General features: G+C 67.3%; 25 protein-coding genes, 1 tRNA gene and 1 pseudogene. 15 read left to right on the top strand and 12 right to left on the bottom strand.

Features of this window, described 5'->3' with window-relative positions:
* The first annotated feature begins 38 nt into the window (after positions 1 to 38).
* Positions 39 to 115 (top strand) — tRNA-Arg (locus PSV23_RS13360).
* Here PSV23_RS13360 and PSV23_RS13365 read toward each other — a convergent pair.
* Together PSV23_RS13365 and PSV23_RS13370 are read right to left on the bottom strand one after the other, a co-directional pair.
* Positions 86 to 751 (bottom strand): amino acid racemase, encoded by a 666-nt coding sequence (locus PSV23_RS13365; protein ID WP_300469790.1) that lies wholly within the window; start codon positions 749 to 751, stop codon positions 86 to 88. The two genes, PSV23_RS13360 and PSV23_RS13365, sit on opposite strands and share 30 nt — an antisense overlap.
* Before the next feature lie 132 nt (positions 752 to 883).
* Positions 884 to 1,282: an amino acid-binding protein gene (locus tag PSV23_RS13370; RefSeq protein ID WP_300469792.1), complete on the bottom strand. Its 399-nt coding sequence runs from the start codon at positions 1,280 to 1,282 to the stop codon at positions 884 to 886.
* Between the two features lie 116 nt (positions 1,283 to 1,398).
* Here PSV23_RS13370 and PSV23_RS13375 point away from each other — a divergent pair, with 116 nt between their 5' ends.
* The 6 genes from PSV23_RS13375 (at position 1,399) to truA (ending at position 5,137) form a co-directional block, all read left to right on the top strand.
* Positions 1,399 to 2,115, top strand: a complete 717-nt coding sequence (locus tag PSV23_RS13375; RefSeq protein ID WP_300469794.1) for a helix-turn-helix transcriptional regulator — start codon at positions 1,399 to 1,401, stop codon at positions 2,113 to 2,115.
* Positions 2,116 to 2,218: 103 nt separating this feature from the next.
* Complete coding sequence (locus PSV23_RS13380; protein WP_300470459.1) at positions 2,219 to 2,566, top strand: acyl-CoA thioesterase; 348 nt, start codon at positions 2,219 to 2,221, stop codon at positions 2,564 to 2,566.
* A gap of 57 nt (positions 2,567 to 2,623) precedes the next feature.
* Positions 2,624 to 3,205 (top strand): peptide deformylase, encoded by a 582-nt coding sequence (gene def, locus PSV23_RS13385; RefSeq protein WP_300469796.1) that lies wholly within the window; start codon positions 2,624 to 2,626, stop codon positions 3,203 to 3,205.
* Entirely contained in the window at positions 3,205 to 3,444 is a 240-nt protein-coding gene (locus PSV23_RS13390) for a hypothetical protein (RefSeq protein ID WP_300469798.1), read from the top strand. Before def ends, PSV23_RS13390 begins: the two co-directional genes overlap by 1 nt.
* Positions 3,445 to 3,470: 26 nt before the next feature.
* On the top strand, positions 3,471 to 4,400 hold the full coding sequence (gene fmt / locus PSV23_RS13395; protein WP_300469801.1) for a methionyl-tRNA formyltransferase: 930 nt from the start codon (positions 3,471 to 3,473) through the stop codon (positions 4,398 to 4,400).
* Positions 4,400 to 5,137, top strand: coding sequence for a tRNA pseudouridine(38-40) synthase TruA (gene truA / locus PSV23_RS13400; RefSeq protein ID WP_300469804.1), 738 nt, complete (start codon positions 4,400 to 4,402; stop codon positions 5,135 to 5,137). The genes fmt and truA overlap by 1 nt, the downstream gene beginning before the upstream one ends.
* 57 nt (positions 5,138 to 5,194) lie before the next feature.
* On the opposite strand, the gene PSV23_RS13405 is transcribed toward truA, so the two are convergent.
* Entirely contained in the window at positions 5,195 to 5,332 is a 138-nt protein-coding gene (locus tag PSV23_RS13405) for an entericidin A/B family lipoprotein (protein WP_300469806.1), read from the bottom strand.
* Between the two features lie 98 nt (positions 5,333 to 5,430).
* Between PSV23_RS13405 and PSV23_RS13410 the strand changes: the two genes are divergently transcribed.
* From PSV23_RS13410 to PSV23_RS13430, 5 genes and pseudogenes are all read left to right on the top strand, one after another.
* Positions 5,431 to 7,089 carry a thiamine pyrophosphate-binding protein gene (locus PSV23_RS13410; protein WP_300469809.1) on the top strand — a complete coding sequence of 553 codons (1,659 nt, stop codon included), beginning with the start codon at positions 5,431 to 5,433 and terminating at the stop codon, positions 7,087 to 7,089.
* A gap of 11 nt (positions 7,090 to 7,100) precedes the next feature.
* Complete coding sequence (locus PSV23_RS13415; RefSeq protein WP_300469811.1) at positions 7,101 to 7,547, top strand: hypothetical protein; 447 nt, start codon at positions 7,101 to 7,103, stop codon at positions 7,545 to 7,547.
* 60 nt (positions 7,548 to 7,607) lie between these two features.
* Positions 7,608 to 10,523 (top strand): DNA polymerase I, encoded by a 2,916-nt coding sequence (polA, locus tag PSV23_RS13420; protein WP_300469813.1) that lies wholly within the window; start codon positions 7,608 to 7,610, stop codon positions 10,521 to 10,523.
* A gap of 95 nt (positions 10,524 to 10,618) precedes the next feature.
* Positions 10,619 to 11,377 carry a hypothetical protein gene (locus PSV23_RS13425; RefSeq protein ID WP_300469815.1) on the top strand — a complete coding sequence of 253 codons (759 nt, stop codon included), beginning with the start codon at positions 10,619 to 10,621 and terminating at the stop codon, positions 11,375 to 11,377.
* 2 nt (positions 11,378 to 11,379) lie between these two features.
* Positions 11,380 to 11,563 (top strand): annotated as a pseudogene (locus PSV23_RS13430) (DNA polymerase); the annotation flags it as partial.
* Positions 11,564 to 11,592: 29 nt separating this feature from the next.
* Here the strand turns inward: PSV23_RS13430 and PSV23_RS13435 are convergent.
* The gene (locus PSV23_RS13435) at positions 11,593 to 12,618 is read right to left on the bottom strand and encodes a hypothetical protein (RefSeq protein WP_300469819.1); all 1,026 of its coding nucleotides are present in this window, start codon (positions 12,616 to 12,618) and stop codon (positions 11,593 to 11,595) included.
* 946 nt (positions 12,619 to 13,564) lie between these two features.
* Positions 13,565 to 13,813 carry a hypothetical protein gene (locus PSV23_RS13440; protein WP_300469821.1) on the bottom strand — a complete coding sequence of 83 codons (249 nt, stop codon included), beginning with the start codon at positions 13,811 to 13,813 and terminating at the stop codon, positions 13,565 to 13,567.
* A 556-nt stretch (positions 13,814 to 14,369) separates the two neighbouring features.
* On the opposite strand from PSV23_RS13440, the gene PSV23_RS13445 reads away from it, so the two are divergent.
* The 3 genes from PSV23_RS13445 (at position 14,370) to rplS (ending at position 16,882) form a co-directional block, all read left to right on the top strand.
* On the top strand, positions 14,370 to 15,578 hold the full coding sequence (locus PSV23_RS13445) for an NAD(P)/FAD-dependent oxidoreductase (protein ID WP_300469823.1): 1,209 nt from the start codon (positions 14,370 to 14,372) through the stop codon (positions 15,576 to 15,578).
* A 118-nt stretch (positions 15,579 to 15,696) separates the two neighbouring features.
* Positions 15,697 to 16,452, top strand: a complete 756-nt coding sequence (gene trmD, locus PSV23_RS13450) for a tRNA (guanosine(37)-N1)-methyltransferase TrmD (RefSeq protein ID WP_300469825.1) — start codon at positions 15,697 to 15,699, stop codon at positions 16,450 to 16,452.
* Between the two features lies 1 nt (position 16,453).
* Entirely contained in the window at positions 16,454 to 16,882 is a 429-nt protein-coding gene (rplS, locus tag PSV23_RS13455) for a 50S ribosomal protein L19 (protein WP_055827069.1), read from the top strand.
* A 77-nt stretch (positions 16,883 to 16,959) separates the two neighbouring features.
* On the opposite strand, the gene PSV23_RS13460 is transcribed toward rplS, so the two are convergent.
* The 7 genes from PSV23_RS13460 to PSV23_RS13490 form a co-directional block, all read right to left on the bottom strand.
* Positions 16,960 to 17,445 (bottom strand): PA2169 family four-helix-bundle protein, encoded by a 486-nt coding sequence (locus PSV23_RS13460; RefSeq protein WP_300469829.1) that lies wholly within the window; start codon positions 17,443 to 17,445, stop codon positions 16,960 to 16,962.
* Between the two features lie 62 nt (positions 17,446 to 17,507).
* Positions 17,508 to 18,011, bottom strand: a complete 504-nt coding sequence (locus PSV23_RS13465; RefSeq protein ID WP_300469832.1) for a hypothetical protein — start codon at positions 18,009 to 18,011, stop codon at positions 17,508 to 17,510.
* Positions 18,012 to 18,021: 10 nt separating this feature from the next.
* Positions 18,022 to 18,831, bottom strand: coding sequence for a tryptophan 2,3-dioxygenase (locus PSV23_RS13470; RefSeq protein WP_300469835.1), 810 nt, complete (start codon positions 18,829 to 18,831; stop codon positions 18,022 to 18,024).
* A gap of 31 nt (positions 18,832 to 18,862) precedes the next feature.
* Positions 18,863 to 19,123: a hypothetical protein gene (locus PSV23_RS13475; RefSeq protein ID WP_300469837.1), complete on the bottom strand. Its 261-nt coding sequence runs from the start codon at positions 19,121 to 19,123 to the stop codon at positions 18,863 to 18,865.
* 48 nt (positions 19,124 to 19,171) lie between these two features.
* The gene (locus PSV23_RS13480) at positions 19,172 to 20,215 is read right to left on the bottom strand and encodes a sensor histidine kinase (RefSeq protein WP_300469839.1); all 1,044 of its coding nucleotides are present in this window, start codon (positions 20,213 to 20,215) and stop codon (positions 19,172 to 19,174) included.
* A gap of 101 nt (positions 20,216 to 20,316) precedes the next feature.
* Complete coding sequence (locus tag PSV23_RS13485) at positions 20,317 to 20,484, bottom strand: hypothetical protein (protein ID WP_300469841.1); 168 nt, start codon at positions 20,482 to 20,484, stop codon at positions 20,317 to 20,319.
* Positions 20,485 to 20,560: 76 nt separating this feature from the next.
* On the bottom strand, positions 20,561 to 20,923 hold the full coding sequence (locus PSV23_RS13490) for a YdbL family protein (protein WP_300469843.1): 363 nt from the start codon (positions 20,921 to 20,923) through the stop codon (positions 20,561 to 20,563).
* Positions 20,924 to 20,937: the final 14 nt, after the last annotated feature.

Consider the following 20,937-nt stretch of genomic DNA (forward strand, 5'->3'; position numbering starts at 1 on the left):
TGCTGTAAGGCCCTTCGTCCGGCGTTTTCGCCGCCGACGCACCCGTAGCTCAGCTGGATAGAGTACTGCCCTCCGAAGGCAGGGGTCACAGGTTCGAATCCTGTCGGGTGCGCCATTCCTTCCCCGCCAGGCTCCGGACGGGCGGTCCCTGCGTCAGCCGGGCGACAGCGTTTTCCGCGCCAATACCTCTTCCAGCCAGTCCAGCCGGTCCTGACCCCAGAAGGGCGTGGAGGGTGGTCGTCGAATAGATCGGGATGGCGTGGTCCGCCTCGGAGACGACAAGCGGGAGTTCGGTGCACGCCAGCAGAATGGCCTGCGCCCCTTGCGAGGCGAGATCGGCGATGATGGCCTGACAGCGATCGCGCGTTGCCGAGGTGACGAGGCCTTTCGCCAGCTCGCCGTAGATGACCGCGTGAAGGAAGGCGCGATCCGCTTCGCCGGGCAGAAGGACATCGACGCCGTGGCGGGCGCTCATCTCTCCGCCGTAAAAGTCTTCCTCCATCACGAAACGCGTTCCGAGCAAGCCCACCGCGCGAATCCCGCCGGCTGTCAGGCGCCCGGCGGCGACATCGACGATATGGATGAGGGCCAGGCCGCTGCCGCAGACGATGGCGTCGGCGACCTTGTGCATGGTGTTCGTACACAGGACGGCGAAGTCCGCCCCGCCGGCCTTGAGCGCGCGCGCCTCCATCGCGAGAACCTGCCCCGCCTCGGCCCAGCGCCCATGATTCGGTATGGTGGGCGATCTCATGGAAATCGACGCTGCGCAGGACGATCTTCGCCGAGTGGAGCCCGCCCAGTTCCTGGGCCACGACGCGGTTGATGATCTGATAGTAGAGCAGCGTCGACTGCCAGCTCATGCCGCCCAGAAGCCCGATGGTTTTCACGCCGCGGCGCTTTCGCGCGCCCACGCCTCGGAGACGGCGCGTCCTTTCCCGATATCATCGACCACGAGGACCAGCTGATTGTCATGGTCGCTGTAGAGCACTTCTATATTGACGCCGGCGTCGGCCATTCGCCCGCAGAGCTTGCCCAGCTGGCCCGGCTGCGACTGGTCCAGCCGTTGCAGCAACACGTCGCGGACGCCCCGTATGAGGAATCCGGCGGCCTCCAGCGCCCCGGCCGCCGCCGCTCCGTCGATCACCAGAAAATGGGCGACGCCGCGCCCGTCGACGGCGAAGGCGCCCCCGCCTTCAACACTGATCCCGGCGCCTCCGAGCGCGGCGCCCATGGCGGCCAGGGCGCCCGGTGCGTGCTCAAGCTGGATGGCGATGTCTTGCATGAAAGGGGTCCTTCCCGAGGTGTCGGCGGGGATCGTAACCACATCGGTCGCGCTCATGGTTCGATCTCGATCGAACTGTCGTTGCGAGATCGCGATGGCTCGATTAGCCTCGCGCCATGAGACTGGGTCCGAGCATCTCCAGCGTGGCGGCGTTGATCGGCGACCCTGCGCGCGCCAACATGTTGAGCGCTCTGATGAACGGCGCGGCGTTGACCGCCAGCGAGCTGGCGCTCGAAGCCGGCGTCACCCGGCCCACGGCGTCATCGCATCTGTCGAAGCTGAGCGAGGCCGAGCTGGTCAGCATCGAGAAGCAGGGGCGGCACCGGTACTACCGTATCGCCGACGAGCACGTCGCCGCGATGCTGGAAAGTCTGAGCGGCCTCGCCGACCGCATGGGTCTGGCGCGCACACGGCCGGGACCGAAGGAGCCGGCGCTGCGGCGGGCGCGGGTCTGTTACGACCACCTGGCCGGTGATGTCGGGGTCGCCATCTATGACGATCTGGTGCGCCGGGGCTGCCTTGCGGTGGACGCAGAAGGATTGACGCTGACCGAGGCCGGGCGAAGGTTCTTCGGGGACCTGCACGTCCCGGTCCCGAATCCGGCGCCCCGCGGGCGGCCGCTCTGCCGTCCGTGCCTGGACTGGAGCGTACGGCGCAACCATCTGGCCGGCGTCGCCGGAGCGGCCCTCCTGCAGCGGTTGCTGGATCTCGGCTGGATCAAGCGTCGGCGCGACAGCCGTGTGATCGAGATCACCCCCGATGGCGGCGCGGGATTGCGCCGAACGTTCGGTTTGTCGCATGAGCTTTTTCGGGACGAGGGTCAGCGATCCTGACTGTCGTCCATCTGACGCCCCGTCCTCTCCATCGGAGCCCGCACGCGTGACCGACGCCCTTCCCGCCCAGCCGACCGGACAGCCCGTCGGGCGCGTCATCGCCATGCCTGCCGACACCAATCCCGAGGGCGACATCTTCGGCGGCTGGCTGCTGGCGCATATGGATCTGGCCGGGGCGACGCCGGCGTTCGAACTGGCCCAGGGACGGTGCGTGACCATCGCCCTGGACGGGATGGTGTTCCACCAGCCCGTCTCGGTCGGCGACGAGGTGTCGATCTACGCCAGGGTGATCAAGACGGGCCGCACCTCGGTTCGGGTCCATGTCGAGGCGTGGAAACGACCGCGCAACCACGCCCAGGCCGCCTCGGTGCGGGTGACGGAGGGTGTCTTCACCTATGTCGCCATCGACGGCGACCGCAAGCCGAGAGCCCTGCCCGACCCTGCGGCATAACCCGGCCGGGAGCCGGGAAATCTTGACCTTTGGGCTCGCCATGCCTACCTCGCGGTCATGTCCGTCCGTCGCATCCTCACCATCGACAACGCCGCCGACCTGGCGGTGCTGAAGCAGGTCTCCACCCCCGTCGAAGGGCCGGTGGCCGACGATCTGCGCCGCCTGATGGATGACATGCTGGAGACGATGTACGACGCGCCCGGCATTGGCCTGGCCGCCGTGCAGGTCGGCGACACCCGCCGGGTCATCGTCATGGACCTGGGCGACGCGCCCGTCGAAGGCGACGTCGAGGAGACGGAGGAGGACGAGAGCGAGGCTGTCCGGCTGGCGCGCCGCAACCCGCGCTTCTTCGTCAATCCCGAGATCGTCTGGGCCTCCGACGAGCTGTTCGCCTATGAAGAAGGCTGTCTGTCGGTGCCCGAATATTTCGACCAGGTCGAACGTCCGGCGCGGGTGCGGCTGCGCTATCAGAACTATGAAGGGCAGACGGTCGAGGAAGAGGCCGAGGGCCTGTACGCCGTCTGCATCCAGCACGAGATGGACCACCTCGAGGGCGTGCTGTTCATCGATCACCTGTCGCGGCTGAAGCGCGACCGCGCCGTGGCCAGGGTGAAGAAGAACGCAAGGCTGGCCGCCTGATGGCCCGCCCCGCAACCCGTCTCAAACGCGCGCGCGACCGCATCATCGATCCGGCCGGCCGCCGCCGTCTGACCCGCAATGAAAAGGTCGGGGTGGCCAGCGTCGCGACCCTGATCGGCGTCGCCCTGCTGGGCGTGGTCGCCGGGGTGATCCTGGACCGGCTGCTCGATTTCGACGACGCCCTGGACGCCGGCGGCGAATGGGACGAAGGCGGCGGCGTCTCGACCCGCTGGCAGTAACCGGCCCCAACCTCTAAAGGCCTCCCATGCGCCTCGCCTTCATGGGAACACCCGACTTCGCCGTGCCGTCGCTGGCCGAGCTCATCGCCTCGGGCCATGAGGTGGCGGCGGTGTATTCGCAGCCGCCCAAGCCGCGCGGCCGCGGCCAGAAACTGACGCCGTCGCCGGTCCACGCCTTCGCCGAGACCATGGGCCTGCCGGTGTTCACGCCGGAGTCGATGAAGGCGGCGGACGCCATCGAAACCTTCCGCAGCCTCGAGGTCGACGCCGCCTGCGTGGTCGCCTACGGCCAGATCCTGAAGCGGGAGGTGCTGGATGCGCCGCGCCTCGGCTGTTTCAACCTGCACGGCTCGCTGCTGCCACGCTGGCGCGGAGCCGCCCCGATCCAGCGCGCCATCATGGCCGGCGACCGCCAGATCGGCGTCCAGATCATGCGCATGACCGAGGGTCTGGACGAAGGTGCGATCCTGTTGTCCGAAGTGATGGACATCCGGCCCGACGACACGGCCGCGACCCTGTCCGAACGCATGTCGCACACCGGCGCCAGCCTGTGGCCGCGGGCCCTTGCCGCCATCGAGCGCGGCGGGGTCGAGGGGACGGAACAGGCCGGCGAACCGACCTATGCGAAGAAGATCACCCCCGCCGAGGCGCGCATCGACTGGACCCGCCCGGCGGCCGAGGTCGACGCCCATATCCGCGGCCTGTCGCCCTTCCCCGGCGCATGGTTTGAAGCCCCGGGGCCGGAGGGCCCGGTGCGGATCAAGGCCCTGATGTCCCGGGTGTCGCTGCGAGGCGGCGGCGGCGCGCCGGGCGAGGTTCTGGACGGCGACCTGCGCATCGCGACGGGGGATGGGGTCGTCCGGCTGCTGCGGGTGCAGCGCGCGGGCAAGGCGGCCCAGACGCCGGACGAGATGCTGCGCGGATTCGCCCTGCCGACCGGGACTGTGCTCGCGTAATGGCCCGCTACCGGCTGACGCTGGAATACGACGGGTCGGGCTATAACGGCTTTCAGGCCCAGCCCGACCAGCCGACGGTGCAGGGCGCGATCGAGACGGCCATCACCGCTTTCTGCGGCCAGACGGTGCGCATCGCCGCCGCCGGGCGGACGGACACCGGGGTTCACGCCACCGGCCAGGTCATCAGCTTCGATCTCGACAAGGCCTGGCCCGAGCGGACGGTGATGAACGCCCTCAACGCCCATCTGGTCGGCGAGGCCGTATCGGTGCTGGACTGCGCCGCCGTGGACGATGAGTTCCACGCCCGTTTTTCGGCCACGGGCCGGCGTTATCTGTACCGCATCCTCAGCCGTCCGGGCCCGCCGGCCCTGGACAAGGGCAGGGTCTGGCATATCCGCAAGGCCCTGGACGCCGGGGCCATGCATGCGGCGGCGCAGACGCTGGTCGGCCTGCACGACTTCACCACCTTCCGGGACGTGAACTGCCAGTCGAAATCGCCGGAGAAGACGCTGGACGTCGCCCGGGTGACCCGCAGCGGCGAGGAGGTGCATCTGGTGTTCGAGGCGCGCAGCTTCCTGCATCGGCAGGTGCGCTCCATGACCGGCACACTGGCGGAAGTGGGTCAGGGCCGCTGGGCGGTCGAGGATGTGACGGCGGCGCTGGCGGCGCGCGACCGGGCGGCCTGCGGGCCGGTCGCGCCCTCGGACGGACTGTATCTGACCGGCGTGGTCTACTGATGCGAAAAAGGCCCGCCGGAAAGCGGCGGGCCTTTCATTCGCTTCGAGGCCAAAAGCCTAGTTCTTGACTTCTTCCGCAGTGGTGGTGACCGCACGGCCGGCTGCCGAAACGTCGCGGCCAGCGCCTGAAACAGTGTTGCAGGCCGAAACTGCAAGGGCGGCGGCGACGAGGGTCAGGGCGATGATCTTCTTCATGGGATTTCCTTGGAGAGGGTTGAACCTTCACCGTAAACGCAAGCGTGGCGGTGGGGTTGCATGGCCAAGGCGGGGTTCGATCTGCTAACCCGCCACGCATGACCCAGCCTGCGAACACCGCCGCCCGCCGCCTTGTCGAAACCCTCGTCATGAACGGGATCGACCGCGTCTTCTGCGTTCCGGGCGAAAGCTATCTGGCCGTGCTGGACGCCCTGGCCGACGTGCGGGACCGCATCCAGGTCATCGCCTGCCGGCACGAGGCCGGGGCCGCCAACATGGCCGAGGCTTACGGCAAGCTGACCGGCAGGCCGGGCGTCTGCATGGTCACGCGCGGGCCCGGCGCGACCCACGCCTCGATCGGCGTGCATACGGCGCACCAGGACTCCACGCCGATGATCCTGTTCGTCGGCCAGATCGCCCTGACCGACCGCGGCCGCGGCGCCTTTCAGGAGGTCGACTACCGCGAGGTCTTCGGCGGTCTGGCCAAATGGGCGACCGAGATCGAGAGCCCGGAACGCACCGTCGAGGTGGTCGAGCGCGCCTTCGCCACCGCCCTGCAGGGCCGGATGGGCCCCGTGGTCATCGCCCTGCCCGAGGACATCCTCCACGGCGACGGCGGCCCCGCCCCGATCCGGCCGGTGGTCCCCGCCCGGGCGGCCCTCGACCCGGCCTTCGTCGAACAGGTGCGGGCGCGGCTGGCGAAGGCCGAGCGCCCGCTGCTGGTGCTGGGCGGCTCGGGCTGGAGCGAGGAAGCCGCCGCCGCCATCGGCGACTGGGCTGAGAAGATCGGCCTGCCGGTCAGCCTGTCGTTCCGCCGCAAGGACATCCTGTCCAACGACCGGCCCAACTACGCCGGCGACCTGGGCCTGGGCTGCAATCCGAAGCTGACGGCGCGGGCGAAGGCGGCCGATCTGATCATCGCCATCGGGGCGCGGCTGGGCGAGAATCCGACCCAGGGCTACACCCTGTTCGACCGCGCCCGCACGGCGGAGACGCTGGTCCACATCCATCCCGGCGCGGAAGAGCTTGGCCGGGTCTGGACCCCGCTGATGAGCGCGACGGCGGACAATTCGCTGGCCGCCATGGCCCTGTCCACGATCGACCCCGGCCGGACCTGGCATGACGAGGCCGCCGCCGCCCATGCCGACTACCAGGCCTTCTCGACCCCCGTGCTGGTGACCGGAGCGGTCAACATGAGCGAGTGCATGGCCCACCTCGGCGAGGTCCTGCCGCCGACGGCCATCATCACCAATGGCGCGGGCAATTTCGCCGCCTGGCTGCACCGCTTCTATCGCCACCGGGCCTGCCGCACCCAGCTGGCGCCGACCTCGGGCGCCATGGGCTACGGCTATCCCGCCGCCATCGCCGCCAAGAGCGTGCATCCCGACCGCGAGGTCATCTGCATCGCCGGGGACGGGGACTATCTGATGACCGGCCAGGAGATCGCCACGGCGGTCCAGTACGGGATCAACGTGGTCGTGGTGGTGGTCGACAACGGCACCTACGGCACCATCCGCATGCACCAGGAAGGCCACTATCCGGGCGCCGACCGGGTCATCGCCACGGACCTGAGGAACCCCGACTTCGTCAAATACGCCGAGGCCTTCGGCGCGTTCGGCGTGCGCTGCGAACGGACCGAAGACTTTCCCGCCGCCCTGCTGGCCGCGCGGAACGCGGGCCGCCCCGCCCTCGTTCACCTGCTGACCTCGGCCGAGGACATCGCGCCCAACCGCACGATCACCGGCCTGCGTTCCTGAGAGGAGCCGCCATGCGTCCCGCCCTCGCCCTGATCGCCGCCACCGCCCTGCTGACCGGTTGCGCCACGCCGCCGGAGCCCACGCCCGGCGGACCGCCGCCGATGGCGCAGAACGGCAATGACTGCGCCGTCATCGCCGCCGTGGCCAAGGAGCACTACCGGTTCAACAGCACCGACAACCGGCCGCCGCCGCTCCGGTTCGAGGACGGTTACGCGCCGCGCTGCGACTGGAGCCGCCACGGTCTGGCCTTCGAGGCCTTTGATCCCGACGGGACGGGCGATCCGCGCCAGCGGGTCCGTTGGGTCAGTTTCGCGCGGCCGGTCTATGACGGAGGCGGCGCCCTGGTGGCGACCGGGATCATGCACGGTCCCCTGGCCGGCATGGGCTATGAGTGCCGGGTCATCTCGGGCTTCGCGGCCTGGACTGTCAGCGAGTGCAGGAACACCTGGGTCTCCTGACGCGCAGAGCGATGACCGGAGGGCGGTGACGGCGGGGCCGCGTCCCCCTATGTTCGCCGCATGACCGACACCGCGCCAGAATCGCCACAGGAATCCGCCGACCGCCCCCTGACCCAGGACGGCCCCGCCCTTCGGCTGTGGATGATCGACGCCTCGGCCTACATCTTCCGCGCCTACCACGCCCTGCCGCCCCTGACGCGCAAGTCGGACGGCCTGCCGGTCGGCGCGATCCAGGGCTACTGCAACATGCTGTGGAAGCTGCTGCAGGACATGAAGGGCAGCGACGGCCCGACCCATCTGGTGGCCATCTTCGACCACTCCGACAAGACGTTCCGCAACGACCTGTACGACCAGTACAAGGCCAACCGCTCGGCCCCGCCCGAGGATCTGATCCCGCAGTTCCCGCTGGTGCGCGAGGCGACGGCGGCCTTCGGCGTCGCCTGTCTGGAGCTGCCCGGCTACGAGGCCGACGACCTGATCGCCACCTATGCCTGCAAGGCGCGCGACGCCGGCGGCGAGGCGGTGATCGTCAGCTCCGACAAGGACCTGATGCAGCTGATCGGCGGCGGCGTGGTCATGTGGGACCCGATGAAGGACCGCCGTCTGGCCGAGGACGCGGTGATGGAGAAGTTCGGCGTCCTCCCGGAGAAGATGGTCGACCTCCAGGCCCTGATCGGCGACAGCGTCGACAACGTCCCCGGCGCCCCCGGCATCGGCCCCAAGACCGCCGCCCAGCTCCTCGATGAGTACGGCGACCTTGATGCCCTGCTGGCGCGGGCCGGCGAGATCAAACAGCCGAAACGACGCGAGACCCTGATCAATTTCCGCGACCAGATCCTGCTCAGCCGCGAGCTGGTGCGCCTGACCTGCGACGCCCCGGCGCCCGAGCCGATCGACGACTTCGTGGTCCGCCACCCCGATCCCGAGGTGCTGGGCGCCTTCCTCGACCGGATGGAGTTCCGCTCCCTGCGCAACCGCGTCGGCGACGGCAAGGCCCCCGCGAAAGACGGCACCGCCTTCGTCGCCCGCCCCCGCGCCCCCTCCGCCCCCGTCGCCACCCCCCGCTACGGCCAGGTCCCGACCGGCCCGGCCGAGGCCCAGACCTTCGACATCGAGGCCTATCGCTGCGTCCAGACCCTGGACGAGCTGGACGCCTGGATCGCCCGGGCGACCGAGGCCGGCGTCGTCGGCTTCGACACCGAGACCGACGCCCTGTCGGCGACCCATGCCGGCCTGTGCGGCGTCTCCCTCGCCATCGGCCCCAACGACGCCTGCTATGTGCCGCTGACGCATGAGCACGAGCCGGCGGCCAACGCCGGCGGTCTGGACTTCGGCGGCGAGACCGACCAGCGCGAGCCGATCACCCAGATCGACAAGCCCGAGGCCCTCAAGCGGCTCAAGGTCCTGCTGGAGAACCCCGCCGTCCTCAAGGTCATGCAGAACGGCAAATACGACATCGCCGTCATGGCCCGGCGCGGCGTCCGCGTCGCCCCGATCGACGACACCATGCTGATCTCCTATGTGCTCGAGGGCGGCCTGCACGGCCACGGCATGGACGAGCTGGCCCGCCTCCACCTCGGCCACGACCCCATCCCGTTCAAACAGGTGGCGGGCGCCGGCAAGAGCCAGAAGTCGTTCAAACACGTCGAGCTGAAACCGGCCACCTGCTACGCCGCCGAGGACGCCGACGTGACCCTGCGCCTGTGGCGCATCCTCAAACCCCGGCTGGCCGAGGAACACCTGACCACCGTCTATGAGACGCTGGAGCGCGGCATGCCCGCGGTCCTGGCCGACATGGAGCGGGCCGGCGTCCGCGTCGACCCCGACCGCCTCAAACGCCTGTCGTCAGAGTTCGGCATGCGCATGGCCGAGCTGGAGACCCAGGCCCACCAGATGGCCGGCCGCCCGTTCAACATCGGCAGCCCGCGCCAGATCGGCGACATCCTGTTCGGCGAAATGGCCCTGACCGGCGGCAAGAAGACCGCCTCGGGCCAGTGGGAGACCGGCGCCGCCACCCTGGAAACCCTGGCCCTGACCCACGACCTGCCGCGCGTCCTGCTGGACTGGCGCCAGCTGGCCAAGCTCAAGGGCACCTATACCGACGCCCTGATCGAGGCCGCCGACAAGACCACCGACCGCGTCCACACCAGCTACCAGCTCGCCGCCGCCACCACCGGCCGCCTCGCCTCCTCCGACCCCAACCTCCAGAACATCCCGATCCGCACCGAGACGGGCCGCCAGATCCGCCAGGCCTTCATCGCCGCCCCCGGCCATGTGCTGATCAGCGCCGACTACAGCCAGATCGAGCTGCGCCTGCTGGCCCACATCGGCGACATCCCCGAGCTCAAGCGCGCCTTCGCCGCCGGCATCGACATCCACACAGCCACGGCCAGCGAGATGTTCGGCGTCCCCGTCGACCAGATGGACCCCGAGACCCGCCGCCGCGCCAAGGCGATCAATTTCGGCATCGTCTACGGCATCAGCGCCTTCGGCCTGGCCGCCCAGCTGAACATCGACCAGGGCGAGGCCGGCGCCTACATCAAGACCTATTTCGAGCGCTTCCCCGGCATCCGCACATACATGGACGCCACCAAGACCCAGGTGCGAGAGACCGGCATGGTCAGCACGGTCTTCGGCCGCCGCATCCACATCCCCGCCATCCATTCGAAGTCGGGGGCCGAGCGCCAGTTCGGCGAACGCGCCGCCATCAACGCCCCCATCCAGGGCGCGGCCGCCGACATCATCCGCCGCGCCATGATGCGGATGCCGGGCGCGTTAGCGGACGCCGGCCTGAAGACGAAGATGCTGCTGCAGGTCCACGACGAATTGGTCTTCGAGGCCCCGGAAGCGGAGGCGGACCGCGCCATCGTGGTGATCAAGCGGACCATGGAGGGCGCGGCGGAACCGGCCGTGGCGCTGACGGTGCCGCTGGTGGTGGAGGCGCGAGCGGCGGGGAACTGGGATGAGGCGCACTAACCCGGCGCTGAACGTCCCGCGTGGACACCCGGTCTACCGCATGATGAGATGGCGCGGGGACGGGGGATTCCATGAAGCGAAATGCAATAGCGGTGATGGCGCTCGCCTGCGCCCTGACCACGCACGGCGGCGGCGTCGAGGCGCAGGAACGGACCTCGCCCTCTTGGGCTCGACCGGCCGATCCGCTTGTGGCGGAGATGCTGTATCCCGGTTTCGCGGCCATGCTCGAGCAGGGAGGCTGGGCCCGGATACGGTGCTGGATCGAGGATGACGGCCACCCCTTCCTCTGCGAGGTCGCCGATGAAGCTCCGCATGGTCTGGGCTTCGGGGCGGCGGCGCGGGTTACCATCGCCAGTGCCGATGTCCGCGCGGCCCGGGTGGATGGACAGATCGTGGGTCGGATGATCCAGACCACGGTTCGCTTCGCAATGGCGGACGAGGGGGTCCCGTTCGGTGGCTGGACAGGCCCCGAACCGTCGGGCGGAAAGCTGGCCCTCGCGCGGAAGGTTGTGAGCGACAGGGCGGAGGACTTCCCGCCATCGTATCGCGACTCGATGATGAACGGGCTGGACTTCGACAGGCGGAGCATCGTCGGGGCCTGGATCGATGAATTGATGCCTTTTGACCCTGTACGCGCAACGGACGCCCTGGTGCTTCAGGCCGCCCGTCTGTTCACCGAGGATGAGTTGCAGCGCATGCTGGCCGGCGAGAACATCGACCCTCCCTCGGACGAGGATTTCTACGCGGCTTCTCCCGACGCCACCCCTGAAGACGAGGCAGCGATCACGGAACTGAAGCGCCGTTATTGCGACCGTTGGGAATGCGGTGTCGACCCGTTGGGGACAACCAGCTGACGGCCGGACTGCGCGGCGCGGCGCAGGTCCACGACGAACTGGTCTTCGAGGCCCGGGAAGCCGAGGCCGAGCGCGCGATTGTGGTGATCAAGCGGACGATGGAGGGCGCGGCGGAACCGGCCGTGGCCCTGACCGTACCGCTGGTGGTGGATGCGGGCTGCGGCGAACTGGGACGAGGTGCATTGAGGGGGCGAACCACCAGCTTCTCGCCACTCTCATCCAGAAGCGATTTTTGATGCTAAGGCGGTTAGGAGGGGTATCAGCCACCCGAATTCGTCCGGTATCGAGGCCGCCAATTGAATCAGCTGAGATTTGGCGGCGAGCAGCGCACTGCCAAAGACGATAAATGCTGCTCCTGCTCCTAAAGTCCCATCGACGGTATCGTTGAAAACTTTGGCGCTTCCGTACAGTCGCGCGCGGAGATAGCGACCGACGGCCCGAAGCACGTTACCGACCGACCGCATGTACCCGAACTTAACAACCTCATCATCCGAAGTGGTCGCGAGAGATTTAATTTCTTCAATATAGACAATGAGTTCGGCCTCAACGTACTCAGGCTCGCTCTCGATAATGTCGGATGCAGTGCTCACTCTAGAAAGGGTATCTTCATCGACCGCAGTAAATTCTTGCGCCTCTACTATGAGCTGACGCCAACCGGGGAATTGCCGAACGAATAGTCCGAGACCCGCCAACATTGCGGCGAGGTCAGCGCTGGTGACGTCCGTAAGCATCTCACTAACTGCAGGAAACATCGTCTCCAACGCCCGCACTTGGGACGCTAACACTACGGAGTTCGCTTCCGTTAAAGGCTGAACCAGACGTCGCTCGACTGCCTCAAGTCGAGCCAAGAAACCTTGACCGGCGTTTGAACCTGCTAGTGCTGCCCGGAGCCTCTGAACATCTCCCAAGTGATCTTCGCGAAGTGCTTCTAAAACGTCTTGCGGAGTGCCTGAATCAACCGCCCCACGTCCTCGCAGGCGCAAGACATCGTCCTGCATTTCTGCTTGGACCAAGCCTCGCCTTGCTTCTAGGTCCTGCTCCTTCAACGAGCTGGATACGGACGTCTCGGCAGCAGCGAGGGCCTTATCTAGCTCTTTTTCTCCAAAGAAATAGGAGCGCTGGCCGCCGTGGATGAGGCGCAAACCAGAACCTTCAAGTATATTCTCCAGTTGAGAATCAGGAATCGCTGGATATTCTGAATGGATAAGGGATTTCGCGCTGCTTAAATTCTCCATTCCCATATTAAGCGCCAGCGTTCCATTATCCTCTTCAGCCGTGAAGAAATCTTAGCTACCGTCGATCCATCTCCGACCGCCAACCTACAAGGTATGGTCTTTCCTATATTTGATTCGAACCGTTCAACAGCTGGTCCGACGAGATAGTTCATATAGAAACATTCGGACTGTAGCGCTCGAAGAAGGAAATCATTCTGGTCGAGATCATGCTCGAATATTTCGCGATAGGCCGTTTCCGGGGCTTTTGATCTCGCCCACTCGGCGTCTAAAATCTCATCCGATAGAGTTGGAAGCATGCGGATACCAAATCGCGACAATGCTTCGCTAAGTCGAACTGGTGCTCCCGCTCTTCTTTGACTATGTATATAATTAGAGACGCTACGAAGTCTCGGACTTCCAGAAAGTGTATGAACAGCGGCTGCGGTAGTAAATTTCAATATCTCGACCACCAGCGAGCCAGCGATGGTGCCCGTTTTATTTGTCAGATAGCCTGCAAGAGCTATTGGTAAGACTCGAGGATGCCAAGCTCTTGACAGGTGGACGAGAGTTAAGTTCGCTAGGTCGGCCATTTTACGGGCGAGCTGCAAGCTCACATCAGGCGCTACGTTTCTAATTACGAGTAGCCGAAGGTCGTATGGCTCTCCGAGGAGGAAACGCGCACCGAGGTCGAGTTCCGGGGACCGATCCCAAACCACACGCGGGGGCGCGCCATTTTCCCGCTCAACGGCGGGGTGTGAGGTATCCAGTTGCACCACTGTCATGCCTAGATCGCCCAGTCCTCGGCCAGAAAGCCGCGTCAAAATCAATGGCGCGGAAGAAATCTCGGTGTTGGGAGGCTAAGCCAAAGGGGGCGTCGCACTCCAACTATGGCATGGTTTACTTCGAGGTCAGATTCAATGCCGGTTGTTCTGGCCTCGTGTTTCATTGGGCTCCCAGCCGCTACCGGTCCGGATTACGACGCCCCATGCAGGTCCGGGACGGACCCTCCGCGCGACCCCGACCACCCCAGCGCCCGCAGCTCGATCCGCGCCGCCTGTTGCAGGACGGCGCCGGGGGAGAGGCGCTCGATCTCGGACAGGAGGCTGCCGATGCCGGCGCGGCCGTCGGCGCTGGTCAGGTCCAGGCCCCCCAGGACTTCAAGCAGGCGGACGGCGAGGAGGCGGGCGCCCACATCCTCAATGGAAGGGTCTTCGGGCGTCATGGCTGGCTCTCTCTGACTGGCTGGATGTGAAGACCGGCCCCGGGAGAGGAAAAGCATTCCGCCCGGCGACTCGCAACGGGAATGTTGCCGGTTTGTTCTTTTTTGTGTGGAGGGCGGCCCTCTATCGCTCCGCCCCATCGCCATCCCATCCCGTCATCCTCGGGCCTGTCCCGAGGACCCATGGTTCAGCAGTCCCGAACGCCTGAAGGGGCGGCGCGCCGTAATGGTCCGCGAGGCTTCCGGTCGCCCGTGCGGCGGATGAATGGGTCCTCGGGACAAGCCCGAGGATGACGGGTGGAAAGGGTGGGGCCGGCCTTCTCCCCAACGAATCCCGCTTTTTCGGGCGCCGGCAATAAAACTTCGAGCAACGCGATTTTTCACGCCACGACGGGGTTTGCGGGTTTCTGCGCGCCCTGGTTCGGGGCGGGGCCATACTGATCCGGATGCGCGACCGAACCGACCACCGAACGACGTCCGGCCGGGCCCCGAAATAGACCGAGGAGACTCTGTAGACGCTGTAGACTGTGTTTTTCGCCGTCCGTGCTAAGGCGCGCGGATGAAGGCCCAGACCCTTGATGTCCTGATCGTCGGCGCCGGCGCGGCCGGGATGATGTGCGCCATCGAGGCGGGGCGGCGCGGACGCACCGTGCGGGTGCTCGACCATGCGCGGGCGCCGGGCGAGAAGATCCGCATCTCGGGCGGGGGGCGGTGCAACTTCACCAACCTGGGGACCGGGCCGGCGAATTTCCTCGGCGAGAACCCGCGGTTCGCGACCTCGGCCCTGAAACGGTTCAGCCAGCACGACTTCGTCAGGCGCGTGGACCGGGCGGGCATCGCCTGGCACGAAAAGACCCTGGGCCAGCTGTTCTGCGACGACTCGGCCAAACAGATCATCCGCATGCTGACCGACGATATGCGGGTGGCGGGCGTGGTGCTGTCGCTGGGGACCTCGGTCGAGCGGGTCGGGCGCGACGGCGAGGGGTTCGAGGCCGCGCTGTCCGACGGGTCGGTGGTGCGGGCGCGGTCGCTGGTGCTGGCCACCGGGGGCAAGTCGATCCCCAAGATGGGCGCCACCGGCTGGGCCTATGACGCCGCGCGGGGGTTCGGGCTGCGGGTGACGGAGACGCGGCCGGCGCTGGTGCCGCTGACGTTCGAGGCGGGGCTGCTGGAGCAACTGAAGCCGCTGGCGGGGGTGGCGGTGGATGCGGTGGTGTCCGTGGCCTCAAGTAGCCCGAAGGGCGATAGGCCCTCCTTCAAGGAAGCCATGCTGTTCACCCATCGGGGGCTGTCGGGGCCGGCCATCCTGCAGATCAGCTCGTACTGGCGCGAGGGCGAGGCGATCACCGTGGCCATGGCTCCGGGCGAGGACGTGTACGCGCGGCTCAAGGCGGCCAAGGAGGAGAACGGGAAACAGATGGTGCACACGGCCCTGGGCCACATCGTCCCGCGCCGCCTGGCCGAGAGCATCTGCGAGCGCGAGGGCGTGAAGGGAAAGCTGGCCGAGGTCGGGGACAAGACCCTGCGCCGCCTCGACGCCGCGGTGAACGCCTGGACCGTCAAGCCGGTGGGGTCCGAGGGCTACCGCACCGCCGAGGTCACCCTGGGCGGCATCGCGACCGACCAGCTGGATCAGCAGACGATGCGGGCGAAGGAGGTGCCGGGCCTGTACGTCATCGGCGAGGCCGCCGATGTGACGGGCTGGCTGGGCGGCTACAATTTCCAGTGGGCCTGGTCGTCGGGTTGGGCCGCGGGGCAGGTTTGCTAGGAGTGGCTGGTGGCTAGTGGCTAGTGAGTGGCGTTGGGGTTAGAGGGTCGGGTCCAGCGACGAAGGTCGGCGCTAACCACTAATCACTAGCCACTAGCCACTAGCCACTCATCACCCCATGCCCTTCACAGCCACCGTCCTGACCATGTTCCCCGAGGCGTTTCCGGGGCCGCTCGGCGTCTCGCTGATCGGCACGGCGTGGCGCGAGCGCGGGCTCTGGAGCCTTGAAACGGTTGACATTCGGGCCTTTTCCACAGATACGCGCGGCTTCCTGGACGACACCCCCGCGGGTGGCGGCCCGGGAGCCGTGCTCAAGGCGGACGTGGTGGCGAGGGCGCTCGATAGCGTGTCCGGGCCGCAACGGCCGCTTTTGTACATGAGCGCCCGGGGTCGGCCCCTGACCCAGGCGCGCGTCAAGGAATGGGCCAAGGCGGACGGGATCACCGTCCTGTGCGGCCGTTTCGAGGGGGTGGATCAGCGCGTGCTGGACGCGCGCGGGTTCGAGGAGGTCTCCGTCGGAGACGCGGTTCTCGCCGGCGGCGAGGCGGCGGCGATGGTGGTGATCGAGGCGTGCGTTCGATTGATCCCCGGAGTGCTGGGCCAGGCGATGAGCCTGAGTTCGGAAAGCTTCGAGGACGGTCTTCTGGAGCATCCGCAGTACACGCGACCGCGGACGTTCGAGGGGCTGGAGATACCCGAGGTGCTTCTGTCGGGCGACCACAAGAAGGTCGCACAATGGCGCGAAGAGCAGCGGCGAGAGACGACCCGGGAACGGCGCCCAGACCTCTGGACGGCGCATCTGGACAAGACGACCCATGCGGGACTTGAGCCCGCCAAATCACAGGTAAAGAGCGCAAAAGCTCGAGGAGAATAGAATGAACATCCTTCAGACCATCGAGGCCGAAGAGAAGGCCCGCCTGATCGAAACCCGCAAGATTCCGGACTTCCAGCCCGGCGACACCCTGCGCGTCATGGTCAAGATCAAGGAAGGCGAGCGCGAACGCATCCAGGCCTTCGAAGGCGTCTGCATCGCCCGCGCCGGCGGCGGCGTGAACGAGAATTTCACCGTGCGGAAGATCTCCTTCGGCGAAGGCGTGGAGCGGGTCTTCCCGATCCTGTCGCCGAACATCGACGCCATCGAGGTCAAGCGTCGCGGCGTCGTGCGGCGCGCCAAGCTGTATTACCTGCGTGACCGCCGCGGCAAGTCGGCCCGGATCGCCGAAAAGCAGACCGTGCGTCCGGTCAAGGGCGTCGTCGTGCCGGAAACCGGCAAGGCCGAAACGGCCGCCGACACCGAAGCATAGGCGGCTCCACGGCCGCCAGAATGACGAAGGCCCCGGCGGAAACGCCGGGGCCTTTTTCATTGTCGCCGGAGATGACGTCAGTTCGGGTAAAGCCGGCCGTCCGCGTCCTTCTGGCCTTCCAGGCTGTGCTTGAGATCGCGCATCTGGTCGTGGCCGTCCTTCACCGTGGTGTACGCGCGGCGAATGGTTTCGCGGGTCGTGGCCGAGACGTCGGAGTCCTCGAGCGCGGTCTCGAACTTGCCCTTGATGAAGTCCTCGCCGGTCTCGACCGAGTTCACCACGGCCTGTTCGTCGCGCAGCAGGGCGTGTTTGACGTCGAGGAAGGCGCGGTGCGCCTTGGCCAGAATGGTGCCGTCGTCCTCGGGGTCGCCGCCCAGGGTGCGGACCGCGCCCTGCAGATCGGTGACGACCTGCTGGCGTTCGAAGCTGCGTGCCTCGAACAGGGCCTTGAAGGTGGGCTTTTCGGTTTCCTTGGCGGCCTCGCGGTAGCCGTCGGCGCTGTCGATGGTGGTCTCGATCAGGCTGTTCAGGACGTGGATGTCGTGATGGTTGGGGGTGCTCATGGGGGAGGCTCCGTTGGTGAAACACTGCCCATGAAACCGACGCACCCCCGCTTTGGTTGCGCCTATTCGCGACGGCGGCAGTGCGAAACCAGGGTTTGCAGCCCGGCGGGCGACGCGGCGGCCAAGGGTCCGACGGTCTGCTGACCGTAGCTGGCGAACAGCACCCCTCCCCGCGCCAGACGGTCCAGCAGGTCGGACTCCGGCGCGCCCGAGGCGGTGACGCCCGGGCCAGGCGCCGCGAGATCGGCGACCAGAGCGAAGGCCTCTCCCTCTGTCCCGATACTCAGCCGATCCTCGCTGCCGATCGGCCGGAAGCCGGGCACGACGATGCGGAGCCCATCGGGCCCGCAGCTCAGGGTCGCGGTCGGTGCGCCGGCCGCATCCATGAAGACGAGAGCGGAGGCGTCGGCGGACGCGGCGCCCGGGAGGACAGGCGGGGAGGCGGGCGCGGAGGCGGATGGGGAGGTGGGCGGGAGCGGCCCTGAGTCAGCGGGCGGGGGCGCTTCGGGCCGGTCGCATCCCGTCGTGAGAAGCAGGGCGGCGACGATGGCGACGACGGTTCTCATGGCACGCCCCTCAGAGCTTCGTGCGCAGCGACCAGAGCTCGGGGAAACAGCGGCGCTGCAGGGTTTCGGTCAGATAGGCCACTCCCTCGGTGCCCCCGGTGCCGCGGCGGCGGCCGATGATGCGTTCGACGGTGACGACATGCTTGTGCCGCCAGGTCAGCAGGGCGTCGTCCAGATCGACCAGTTTTTCCGCCAGCTGGTAGAAGGGCCACCAGCGGGTCGTGTCGCGATAGACCTCCAGCCAGGCCGCCTCGACGCCTTCCGAGGGCTCCCACGGCTTGCTGACGTCGCGGGACAGGACCTCGGCCGGGACGGGCAGGCCGGCGGCGGCGAGCTGATGCAGGGCGTCGTCATACAGGCTGGGCGCGGCGAGGGCGGCGCGGAGGGCGGCGTGGGCCTGGGGGCGTTCCTCATGGAAGCGCAGGAAGCGGTCGTCCTTGAGCCCCAGCATGTATTCGAAGCGGCGGAACTGATCGCTCTGGAAGCCGGACGACGAGCCCAGAACGCCGCGGAAGCGCAGATAGTCGGCGGGGGTCATGGTGGCCAGGATGTCCCAGCTCATGGTCATGACGGCCTGGATGCGGCTGATGCGGGCCAGGCTCTTGTAGGCGGGAACCAGATCGCCGCCGCGGACCAGGGTCTGGGCCAGCGTCACCTCGTGCAGGATCTGTTTGAGCCACAGCTCCTTGGTCTGATGGATGACGACGAACAGCATCTCGTCGTGCTCGTCCGAGATCGGATGCTGGGCGGCCAGCAGATCGTCCAGGGCCAGATAGCCGGCGTAGGTGATGTCGGAGGGATGGGCGGGGGCGTCGGTCATCCGTGACCTATCGCGCGGGCGGGGCGTCGGCTCAAGAGCGGTCGGCGTCGTCGCGACCGGGGTCCAGGGTATTGTCGACGCGGTCGTCCCAGCCCTCGCGGCTGGACTTGAAGGCGAGGCCCATCAGGACCCAGGCGAGGGCGACCGTGCCCAGCACGCCAAGCGACAGTGCGATCCAGCCGTGCAGCGGAAGGGCGCCGCCGCCGATCAGTTTCCAGAACAGCCTGATCAGGCCGGTGGCGACGGCCGAGACGACGGCGGCGATGAAGAGATTGCGGAGAACGCGGAACATCATGCGGACAGATGTAGGCGCGTCCGGCCGCGGACGCGAGCGGCGTGGTCAGGCCGCGTGGCGGATCGAGACCGTCATGCCGGGGCTGGCGGCCAGCGTCATGCGCGCGTCCAGCTGTGTGACCAGCGCCTCGACGATAGCGGTGCCGAGACCGCCGTGTGGCGAAGGAACCGCGTCCACGGCGCCGACGCCGTTGTCATGGACGACCAGAACCCAGCCCTTCCCCGCGCTCTCGTAGGTGACCATGACCAGGGCGTCGGGGCGGCCGGTCGGGAAGGCGTATTTGATGGCGTTGATCACCAGTTCGGTGACGATCAGCCCCATGCTGACGGCCTTGTCCGAGCCGATGAAGCCGTGGTCGGCGTTGACGCGGATAGCGATGGGTTGATTTTCGCCGACCATGGAGGCGGCGAGGCTGCCGCACAGCTTGATCAGATAGGGGCCAACCTCGATCTGGTCGAGATCGCCCGAGGCGTGGAGGTGGGACTGGACCTCCGCGACCGACAGGACCCGCTGATGCGCATCCTTGAGGTGGAGGCGGGTCTCCTCGGAGGTCACGGCGCGGGCCTTGATCAGCAGGATGCTGGCGATGATCTGCAGACTGTTGGCCACGCGATGCTGCATCTCCTGCAGCAGGACCTGCTTCTGGCGCAGAAGTTCCTCGGTGTGCTGGAGCAGTTCAGCGAGTTCGCGCTCGACGGCGCGGCGCGCGGTGACGTCGGTGAAGGCCAGCAGAATGGTGCTGTTGGGGCTGGTTTCGTAGATCACCTTGCGCGCGTTCAGCAGCATGGTGCGGCGGCCGACGCCGGGGAAGTCGTGATCGACCTCGAACCCGTCCATGGCGGTCTTTTCGGGAATAATGGTCTCGAGCAGCAGGCGCAGGGCCGGGATGTTCCACTGACCATCGCCAAGGTCATAGAGCAGCCGCCCCATGGTGTGGCCCGGATCGACCTTGAATATCTCATAGAAGGCGCGGCTGGCCGCCAGGACCCGAAGGCCTCCGTCGAGGACGATCAGCGGCTCATGGATGGTGTCGACAATCGCCTGGGCGAGCGTCTGTGCGTCCTCGATCCCGGGGATCGTCGTCGACATGGCGGAGGGGCCGTCCGGCGCGGGCGCGCGGAAAGAGGCGGCCTGCCGGTCAGCTGTACGCTGAAATGCGGCGCTGTGGGAAATTAGGTTGGCAAGCCGACTTAGAGGCGCTCGACCGTGTACCTGTCCTGCCACTCGGCCTGATGCGCCAGGTCGCGCCAGTGTACGGCCATGGTGATCCAGGCGGCGCGCACGACCGGCGCGGAATCGCGGGCGGCGAAGCCGTCCATGCGAGCGGCCATCGCCATGCATTGGGACGCGGTGCGCATCATCTTTCCGGTCAGGCCGAATGACCGGCCACACAGGAAACCCCGCTGGACTCCGAAAGGGTCCGTAAGGCCGCGCTTAGCGCTGGACCCACTGGCCCTGGGCGTTGCGGTACCACTGGCCCGAGCTGATGCGGGGCAACAGCTGGCCCTCGAACATGCGGGCTCCGGCGATGTCGGCGGTGGTGCCGGCGGCCTGGGCGCTGCGGGCATAGGCCTCGCGCCGGGCGGCGTTGGTGACCTGAACGGCCTGGGTCAAGGCTGTGTCCGATGCGGGCACGCGGAAGCCGAGATAGCCGTCGGCCTGTTCGCCCACGGTTCCTTGCGCCTTGGCGGCGTCGATCATGGACTTCTGGGCGGTGGTCTGGGCGAAGGCCGCGCCCGCGGCGACGCCGAGGGCCGCGACGGCCGCGGCGACGACGAAGAACTTGCGCAAAGACATCTGGGTCAACTTTC

The sequence above is a fragment of the Brevundimonas sp. genome (assembly GCF_029946145.1).
Lineage (GTDB): Bacteria > Pseudomonadota > Alphaproteobacteria > Caulobacterales > Caulobacteraceae > Brevundimonas.